At 59.8% G+C, this 2,652-nt stretch carries 3 protein-coding genes and 1 pseudogene; 3 read left to right on the top strand and 1 reads right to left on the bottom strand.

What is annotated here, in order from left to right; translation table 11 throughout:
• Positions 1-211 (top strand): annotated as a pseudogene (locus H7995_RS28350) (type VI immunity family protein); the annotation flags it as partial.
• A gap of 72 nt (positions 212-283) precedes the next feature.
• Here H7995_RS28350 and H7995_RS27955 read toward each other — a convergent pair.
• Positions 284-751, bottom strand: a complete 468-nt coding sequence (locus tag H7995_RS27955) for a ferritin-like domain-containing protein (RefSeq protein WP_166591035.1) — start codon at positions 749-751, stop codon at positions 284-286.
• 203 nt (positions 752-954) lie between these two features.
• Here H7995_RS27955 and H7995_RS27960 point away from each other — a divergent pair, with 203 nt between their 5' ends.
• Both H7995_RS27960 and H7995_RS27965 read left to right on the top strand, forming a co-directional pair.
• Positions 955-1,191 (top strand): DUF3820 family protein, encoded by a 237-nt coding sequence (locus H7995_RS27960; RefSeq protein ID WP_095169812.1) that lies wholly within the window; start codon positions 955-957, stop codon positions 1,189-1,191.
• A gap of 27 nt (positions 1,192-1,218) precedes the next feature.
• Positions 1,219-2,400 carry an aminotransferase class V-fold PLP-dependent enzyme gene (locus tag H7995_RS27965; protein WP_166591034.1) on the top strand — a complete coding sequence of 394 codons (1,182 nt, stop codon included), beginning with the start codon at positions 1,219-1,221 and terminating at the stop codon, positions 2,398-2,400.
• Positions 2,401-2,652 lie beyond the last annotated feature (252 nt).

Consider the following 2,652-nt stretch of genomic DNA (forward strand, 5'->3'; position numbering starts at 1 on the left):
GCCCCTTCCCGCCCACCAAGGACAAAGCGTCGGTTGGCACTGGACGCTTCCCGGCATGCGGGCCAGAAGTGATGAGCCCTGTCCTTATCCTGGAGGCTGGGTCTGCGAGTACAAACCCGGCAGCCAGCGCGTCCTCGACTACGCCACTGCGATGCCACGGATTGACGGTGAAAAAGTCGTCTGGCTGTGGACCGGATTTCACCCAGCCTGATTACAGCGCAGGAGGCAAAAAAAACGCCGCTGTCCATTACTGGACGAGCGGCGTTTTTACCGGACTAGGTGCTTACGAGCGAGCACGTGCCTGGTTGCGCAGGGCTTTGACCTGATCGTGATTGCGTTGCACGCCATGGTACTGACGCTCAACCAGATCACGAATGTTCACCAGGTTGTGCTTGTTGATTTTCTCGATCGCTTCTTTGTAGGCCTTCAGGGCATGATCTTCGCCGCGCTCGGCTTCGTTGAGTACCGCCTCTTCGTCCTTGCCGGTCACCATCGACTTGAGGTCGACCCAACGACGGTGCAGGTCACCGCTCACGCTGGTGGAAGTCTCCGGATCGCCACCCATCGAACGCACGGTGCTCTGCAGTTCCGCGGCTGCGGTGGCGCAATCGGCGGAGCGTTTGACAAACAGCGCCTTGAGTTCAGGATGCTTGATGTCCTCGGCGCAGGTCTTGAAACCTTCCTGGCCGTCCTTGCTGGTCTCGATCAGGTCGTTGAGGACTGAAATCGCTTCTTTATTAATGTCGGTCATTTTTCAATTCCTTGCGGGTTGAGAGAGTTGCATAAGGAGTTGCAGCTCGTGTGCCAGCTTTTGAATTGATAAATTTTCTTTATTTTTCAACGACTTAATATTTTAGGCGGAATCTGTATCCACGCTATTTGCATGAACTGTCAATTGGCCTGCATGCAGAATGCCTGTATTTTCCGCAATGCATGAACCAGGACCGCTAACCGATGAACCCTGAAAAGCTCGAACTGCTGATCACCCGCGAAATGCCCTTTGGCAAATACAAGGGACGCATCATCGCCGACCTGCCCGGCCCCTACCTGAATTGGTTCGCCCGCGAGGGTTTCCCCCACGGTGAACTGGGCGGCCTGCTGGCACTGATGCAGGAAATCGACCACAACGGCTTATCCGACCTGCTGGACCCATTGCGGGCCAAGCACGGCAAACCCAAACCTCGTCACTGAGCCACTGAATCCGCACCGAGTCGCCCCATGCCCGATAACACGCTACGCGCCCGTGATGAAGCTTTCTGGCAAACCTTCGCTGATCGCTACGATGTCCAGCCCGGTCCCATCAACCTGGAGAACGGCTATTTCGGCCGCATGTCGCGCACGGTGATCGACGAGTACCAGCGCAACATCGAATTGATCAACCGTAGCAACTCGGTGCATGTGCGCCAACGCTTCGAACAGTTCGAAAGCGTGAGCATTCGCGAGCACCTGGCCGACTTGCTGCGGGTGCCCGCCGAGGCGGTCGCCTTCACCCGTTGCGCCTCCGATGGCCTGCAAGCGCTGATTCGCAATTACAACGGCCTGCAGCCGGGTGACCAGGTGCTGCTCTGCGACCTGGAGTACGACACGGTAAAAAGTGCGATGCGCTGGCTGGCCCGTCATCGGGGCGTTGAAGTGATTGAAATCGAGCATGTCCACCCGGCCAGTTTTGAGACCCTGCTGGCGAGCTATCGCGAGGCATTCGAGCAATACCCGCGCCTCAAGCTGATGGCACTGACCCATGTCACCCACCGCACCGGCCTGGTGATGCCGGTCCAGGCCATTGCCCACGCCGCCCGCGAACACGGGATCGACGTCATCCTCGATGGCGCCCACGCCCTCGGCCAGATCGAGTTCGACCTGGATGAATTGGGCATCGAGTTTGCCGGCTACAACCTGCACAAATGGATCGGCGGCCCGTTGACCCTGGGGTTCATCTACATCGCGCCGCAGCGCCTGGCCTCGATCGATCCGGACATGGGCGAATTTCATTTCCCGCCGACCGACATCCGCTGTCGCACGCCCTACAGCACCCCGAACATTCCAGCCCTGCTGACCCTGCCCCTGGTGTTCGAAGAGCACCGGGCCATGGGCGGCGCCGCGGCCAAAGGCGCGCGCCTCAACTACCTGCGCAACCTGTGGGTCAATGCCGTGCGCAAGGTCCCGGGAATCGAAGTCATGACCCCGGATGACCCGCGCCTGTACTGCGCCATCAGCTCCGTGCGGTTTACCCACGAGGCAGATCAGCAACTGCTGGTCGAGCGCTTGCTCAAGGACTACAACCTGTTCACCGTGGCCCGCAGCGGCTCAGCCTGCGGCCCATGCATCCGCATCACCCCAGGCCTGACCAGCACCGCACGGGACATGCGACTGCTGGCACAGGCGTTGATCGACTTGAGCTAAGGCGAGAACCGGCGAGGGCTGTTACAGGGGATTGGGGGTCATGTCGATATCTACGGTGTGGCGGAGATCGTCATCGCGGGCAAGCCCGCTCCCACAAGGGGATACCCCACAGAGATGTTCCAGCCAGAAAAAGCAGGCCGGCCGGTAGGCCGCCTCGCCCGCCCTGACCACTCAACAGGCCGAGCGTTAGCTCGCCTGCAGCAAGTGGCCATCACCCCACCAACGGGCAAGCCCCCCCCAAAAAAAGCGCAA

Source organism: Pseudomonas kielensis (assembly GCF_014236655.1).
Lineage (GTDB): Bacteria > Pseudomonadota > Gammaproteobacteria > Pseudomonadales > Pseudomonadaceae > Aquipseudomonas > Aquipseudomonas kielensis.

Coding starts and splice junctions, on each gene's coding strand:
- H7995_RS27955 (WP_166591035.1), bottom strand. CDS start 751: ATGACCGACATTAATAAAGAAGCGATTTCAGTCCTCAACGACCTGATC.
- H7995_RS27960 (WP_095169812.1), top strand. CDS start 955: ATGAACCCTGAAAAGCTCGAACTGCTGATCACCCGCGAAATGCCCTTT.
- H7995_RS27965 (WP_166591034.1), top strand. CDS start 1,219: ATGCCCGATAACACGCTACGCGCCCGTGATGAAGCTTTCTGGCAAACC.